Consider the following 6,051-nt stretch of genomic DNA (forward strand, 5'->3'; position numbering starts at 1 on the left):
GCATCGGCACCGCCGGCTGTGAGAGGGACCGAATGAAACCGACCGAGAGTGCCGCCCCGGTCGCACGGCCGCGTGGTCGCGCGGCCCTCGCGGGCATCTCCACCGGGCTGCCCAGCGCCATGCTGGGACTCGCCGCCGTCCTGCTCACCGCCGGGATCTACCAGGCGGTGAGCGAGGGCCACGCCCTGTTCCCCGGCGGTGCCGAGGGCTGGTCGCTGGCCGTGCTCACCGGAGTGATCGTCGGCCATCTGGTGGCCCTGGGACGCGACCGCTGGTGGGGCGGCACCGGCTCCGGTGCCGCTCTGACCCTCGCCGTCCTGCTGCTGTACGGATGGGTGCCGGCCGGGCTCGTCAGCCTGGCCGTCGTCGTCCTGGTCGGCGTCGCCCGCCGACACCGCTGGCGGCAGGGGCTGACGCACGGCGCGGCGGACATCCTGGGCATCGTCGCGGCCGCGCTGGTCCTCGCCGCTTTCGGAGACGTACCGACCGTCGAGAGGCCGTGGGGGCCCCTCGGATGGGGGCTCGGCGCGGTACCGGAAGTCGCGCTTGCGGCCGGGGCGTATCTCGTGGTGACCCGGCTCCTGCTCTGGTACGCGCTGGCGCCCCAGGGCGGCGGCCTGCCGACCGTGGCCCGCACGGCCCTGTTGAGACAGGGGCTGGTGGCCGTCGCCCTGCTCGGCATCGCCCCGCTGATCTGCGCGGTAGCGGTCTCCCGGCCGATATTGCTGCCGCTCTTCGCCGTCCCGCTCATCGCCCTCGACTCCACGCTCTGGATCGCCAGGGCCCGCGCCGAGGAGCAGCTCCGCGACCCGCTGACCGGCCTGCCCAACCGGCAGTGGCTTCTCGAACGCACCTGGACGGCGCTGGAGGAGGCGGAGGGCGCCGGCGCCAGGGCCGCCCTGGTGCTGATCGACCTCGATCGTTTCCGATCGGTCAATGACACGCTCGGGCACCTCGCGGGCGACCGGCTGCTCCTCCAGATCGCGGACCGGCTGCGGCTCGCCCTGCCGCGCGGGGCGGAGGCGGCCCGGCTCGGCGGCGACGAGTTCGCCGTACTGCTGCCGACGGCCGACTCCACCACCAGCGCCCAGCGGGTCGCCCGCCACCTGGTGGCCGAGCTCTCCTCCCCGCTCGATCTCGACGGACTCACCCTCGTCCTGGAGGCCAGCGCGGGCGTCGCCGTCTTTCCCGACCACGCGCTGGACGCGGAGGGACTGCTGCGCCGCGCGGACGTCGCGATGTACCAGGCGAAACGTGATCGCACGGGCGTCGAGGTGTACGAGTCCAAGCGGGACTCCAACACCCCGGACCGGCTCGGCCTCCTCGGTGACCTGCGCCGGGCGCTGGACGCCGGAGACGTAGAACTCCATTACCAGCCCAAGGTCCGCTTCGACGGACAGGTGGCCGGCCTGGAGGCGCTGGTGCGCTGGGTGCATCCCGAGCGCGGGCGGGTCTCCCCGGACGAGTTCATCGCGATCGCCGAGTCCTCCGGGCTGATGCCGCACCTGACCGAGTACGTCCTGGAGACGGCGCTCGCGCAGGTGGCGCGGTGGCGCGCCCAGGGCCTGTACGTACCCGTCGCCGTGAACGTCTCCCCGCGGGACGTGCACAGCCCGGGCTTCGCGGGCGCCGTCGCCGCGCGGCTGGCCCGCCACGGCGTCCCGGCGGGCTCCCTCCAGCTGGAGATAACGGAACACGTGCTCCTTGAGGATCCGCAGCGCGCGGCGGACACCCTCGCAGGACTGACCGGGCACGGCGTGAAGATGTCCCTCGACGACTTCGGCACCGGGTACTCGTCGCTGGTCCATCTGCGCCGCCTCCCGGTGAGCGAACTGAAGATCGACCGGTCCTTCGTCGCCCGCCTCGCCGTGGACACCGAGGACGCCGAGATCGTCCGCTGCACGGTCGACCTGGCCCACTCGCTGGGCCTCCTCGTCGTCGCGGAGGGCGTCGAGGACGACGAGACCTGGGAGCGTCTGCGGGATCTGGGCTGCGACGCGGTCCAGGGCTGGCTGGTCGCGGCGGCGATGCCGCCCGACGAGACGACGGCCTGGCTCAGGGCCCGCGGCGAGCGCGGCTGGCGACGTCCGGCGGAGCTGCTGGCGGCGGAGTCGCCTGGCCCGTCGGAGGCGGACCCGGTCGTGCAGTAGCGGCGGTGCGGTGGGGCGCGGCAGGGCCGCGCCGGGCGCGGCGGCGGGGTGGGCGACCCCGCGTCCCGGGCTCCGGAGGCCCCGGAAGGAGGAGCCACCGGCAAACCGTTTCACGGGCAGGGGGCCGAGCCCCATAGGATTGAGCCCAAACCACACACACTCCACCCTGAGGATCGCTGCATGCCTGGCATCACGCGCGAGGAGGTCGCCCACCTCGCACGGCTGGCGCGTCTGGAGCTGAAGGACGAAGAGCTCGATCACTTCGCCGGTCAGCTCGACGACATCATCGGCGCGGTCGCCCGCGTCTCCGAGGTCGCCGACCAAGACGTCCCGCCGACCTCCCACCCGCTGCCGCTGACGAATGTCATGCGCGCGGACGAGGTCCGTCCGTCGCTCACCCCCGCGCAGGCGCTCTCCGGCGCCCCGGCCCAGGAGCAGCAGCGTTTCAAGGTGCCGCAGATCCTGGGGGAGGACTAATCACCATGACGGACAGCATCATCAAGCTCACCGCCGCCGAGACCGCCGCGAAGATCGCGTCCGGCGAGCTCACGGCCGTCGAGGTCACCGAGGCGCACCTGGCGCGCATCGAGGCGGTCGACGAGAAGGTCAACGCCTTCCTGTACGTGGACCGCGAGGGCGCCCTGGCGCAGGCTCGCGCCGTCGACGAGAAGAGGGCCCGGGGCGAGAAGCTCGGACCGCTCGCCGGCGTCCCCCTCGCACTGAAGGACATCTTCACCACCGAGGGCGTTCCGACGACCGTCGGCTCGAAGATGCTCGAGGGCTGGCTCCCGCCCTACGACGCGACGCTGACCAAGAAGCTCAAGGCCGCCGACGTCGTCATTCTCGGCAAGACCAACATGGACGAGTTCGCCATGGGGTCGTCGACGGAGAACAGCGCCTACGGGCCCACCGGCAACCCGTGGGACCTCACCCGGATCCCCGGCGGCTCCGGCGGTGGCTCGGCCGCCGCCCTCGCCGCGTACGAAGCCCCGCTGGCCATCGGCACGGACACCGGCGGATCGATCCGCCAGCCCGCCGCTGTCACCGGCACGGTCGGCGTCAAGCCGACCTACGGCGGCGTCTCCCGCTACGGCATGGTGGCGTTCTCCAGCAGCCTCGACCAGGGCGGGCCCTGTGCCCGTACGGTCCTGGACGCGGCGCTCCTCCACGAGGTCATCGCCGGTCACGACCCGCTCGACTCGACCTCCATCGACGCCCCGGTCCCGCCGGTCGTCGAGGCGGCGCGCAACGGCTCCGTACGGGGCATGCGCGTCGGTGTCGTCAAGCAGTTCCGCGGTGAGGGCTACCAGGCCGGCGTCGTCCAGCGGTTCAACGAGTCCGTCGAGCTGCTGCGCGAGCTGGGCGCCGAGATCGTCGAGCTCGACTGCCCGTCCTTCGACCTGGCCCTCTCCGCGTACTACCTGATCGCGCCGTCCGAGTGCTCCTCGAACCTGGCCCGCTTCGACGCCATGCGCTACGGCCTGCGGGTCGGCGACGACGGCACGAAGTCGGCCGAGGACGTCACCGCCCTCACCCGTGAGGCGGGCTTCGGCGACGAGGTCAAGCGCCGCATCATCCTCGGCACGTACGCGCTCAGCTCCGGCTACTACGACGCGTACTACGGCTCGGCGCAGAAGGTCCGCACCCTCATCACCCGTGAGTTCGAGGCGGCCTTCCAGGACGTCGACGTGATCGTCTCGCCCACCACGCCGACCACCGCCTTCCCGATCGGCGAGCGCGCCGACGACCCGATGGCGATGTACCTGGCCGACCTGTGCACCATCCCGACCAACCTGGCCGGCAACGCGGCCATGTCCCTGCCCTGCGGCCTCGCGCCGGAGGACGGTCTGCCGGTCGGGCTGCAGATCATCGCCCCCGCCATGAAGGACGACCGGCTCTACAAGGTCGGAGCCGCCGTCGAGGCCGCCTTCGTGGAAAAGTGGGGCCACCCGCTGCTCGAGGAGGCTCCGTCGCTGTGAGTGCCATGGCAAAGAAGGCCAAGAACTTCAAGAAGTCCAAGACCGGGCTGTACGTGTCGCTGGGCACCACCGCCTTCGGTGCGCTCAGCGTAGCCAAGCAGGCCAAGCTGGCCCGCGCCGACAACGACACCCTGCGGCTGATCGACGCCGCGGTGTCCGCCGCCGCCATCGTCACCGGCCTTGCGATCCTTTACCGGGAGCTCAAGCGCCTGGGCGACGACGACGTCCTGCTGGGCTGAGAGGGAAAGTCTCACCGTGACCGTCACTGAATTGCTGTCGTACGACGCGGCCCTCGCTGCGTACGACCCCGTCATGGGCCTCGAGGTCCATGTCGAGCTGGGTACGAAGACGAAGATGTTCTGCGGGTGCTCCACGGAGCTGGGCGCCGACGCCAACTCGCAGACCTGCCCCACCTGTCTCGGCCTGCCCGGTTCGCTCCCGGTCGTCAACGCGATCGGCGTCGAGTCGGCCATCAAGATCGGCCTCGCGCTGCACTGCGAGATCGCCGAGTGGTGCCGTTTCGCCCGGAAGAACTACTTCTATCCGGACATGCCCAAGAACTTCCAGACCTCGCAGTACGACGAGCCGATCGCCTTCAACGGCTATCTGGACGTCCAGCTGGAGGACGGGGAGATCTTCCGCGTGGAGATCGAGCGCGCCCACATGGAGGAGGACACCGGCAAGTCGACGCACATCGGCGGCGCGACGGGCCGTATCCACGGCGCCTCGCACTCGCTGCTCGACTACAACCGCGCCGGCATCCCGCTGATCGAGATCGTCACCAAGCCGATCGAGGGAGCGGGCGAGCGCGCGCCGGAGGTCGCCAAGGCGTACGTCGCCGAGCTGCGCGAGCTCATCAGGGCGCTCGGGGTCTCCGAGGCCCGGATGGACAAGGGCCAGATGCGCTGCGACGTGAACCTGTCGCTGCGCCCCAACGGCACCAAGACCTTCGGGACGCGCTCGGAGACGAAGAACGTCAACTCCCTGCGCAGCGTGGAGCGTGCCGCCCGCTACGAGATCCAGCGGCATGCCGCCGTGCTCAGCAGCGGTGGCACGATCGTCCAGGAGACCCGGCACTTCCACGAGGACGACGGCTCCACGACGTCCGGTCGCATCAAGGACAACGCCGAGGACTACCGGTACTTCCCGGAGCCCGACCTCGTCCCGGTGGCCCCGTCCCGCGAGTGGGTCGAGGAGCTGCGCGCCACGCTGCCCGAGCTTCCGCGCGTGCGCCGCAACCGGCTGCGCGAGGAGTGGGGGATCTCCGAGCACGACATGCAGTCGATCCTCAACGCCGGTGCCGTCGACCTGATCGTCGCGACGACCGAGGCGGGCGCCCCGGCCGACCAGGCCCGCAAGTGGTGGATGGGCGAACTGGCCCGTAACGCCAACGAGTCGGGCAAGGGCCTGGACGAGCTGCCCATCACCCCGGAGCAGGTCGCCAGGGTCGCGGCGCTCGTGGCGTCCGGCGACCTGAACGACAAGCTGGCGCGCCAGGTCATCGAGGGCGTCCTCGCGGGTGAGGGCGACCCGGACACGGTCGTCGAGAAGCGCGGCCTGAAGGTCGTCTCGGACGAGGGCGCGCTCGGCGCGGCCGTGGACGAGGCCATCGCGGGCAACGCGGCGATCGCGGACAAGATCCGCGGCGGCAAGGTGGCCGCGGTGGGCGCGCTGGTCGGCGCGGTCATGAAGGCCACCCGGGGGCAGGCGGACGCGGCGCGCGTCAAGGACCTGATCCTGGAGAAGCTGGGCGTGAGCGAGGGCTGAGCCTTTCGCGTTCCGCACGAGGGGCGGGGGGGGGGGGGGGGGGGGGGGGGGGGGGGAGGGCCGGGGGGGTGGGGGGGGGGGGGGGGGGGGCCGTCCCTCTGACGGCAGAAGGCTCCGCTTGTGTCTGTTTGGGTTTTTTTTTTTTTCTTATTTAT

General features: G+C 71.4%; 5 protein-coding genes. All 5 read left to right on the forward strand.

Going from position 1 to position 6,051, the window contains the following annotated elements; translation table 11 throughout:
• The first annotated feature begins 32 nt into the window (after positions 1–32).
• The 5 genes from ACZ5VC_RS08925 to gatB all read left to right on the forward strand — a co-directional run bounded on the left by ACZ5VC_RS08925 (position 33) and on the right by gatB (position 5,896).
• Positions 33–2,150, forward strand: coding sequence for a putative bifunctional diguanylate cyclase/phosphodiesterase (locus ACZ5VC_RS08925; RefSeq protein WP_469119393.1), 2,118 nt, complete (start codon positions 33–35; stop codon positions 2,148–2,150).
• Between the two features lie 180 nt (positions 2,151–2,330).
• Positions 2,331–2,627, forward strand: a complete 297-nt coding sequence (gatC, locus tag ACZ5VC_RS08930; RefSeq protein ID WP_126889114.1) for an Asp-tRNA(Asn)/Glu-tRNA(Gln) amidotransferase subunit GatC — start codon at positions 2,331–2,333, stop codon at positions 2,625–2,627.
• A gap of 5 nt (positions 2,628–2,632) precedes the next feature.
• Entirely contained in the window at positions 2,633–4,129 is a 1,497-nt protein-coding gene (gatA, locus tag ACZ5VC_RS08935; RefSeq protein WP_469119394.1) for an Asp-tRNA(Asn)/Glu-tRNA(Gln) amidotransferase subunit GatA, read from the forward strand.
• Between the two features lie 5 nt (positions 4,130–4,134).
• Positions 4,135–4,368, forward strand: a complete 234-nt coding sequence (locus ACZ5VC_RS08940) for a hypothetical protein (protein WP_468707390.1) — start codon at positions 4,135–4,137, stop codon at positions 4,366–4,368.
• A gap of 16 nt (positions 4,369–4,384) precedes the next feature.
• Positions 4,385–5,896, forward strand: a complete 1,512-nt coding sequence (gene gatB / locus ACZ5VC_RS08945) for an Asp-tRNA(Asn)/Glu-tRNA(Gln) amidotransferase subunit GatB (RefSeq protein WP_468706757.1) — start codon at positions 4,385–4,387, stop codon at positions 5,894–5,896.
• The last annotated feature ends 155 nt before the right edge of the window (positions 5,897–6,051 follow it).

The organism is Streptomyces sp. NPDC033174, from assembly GCF_055577795.1.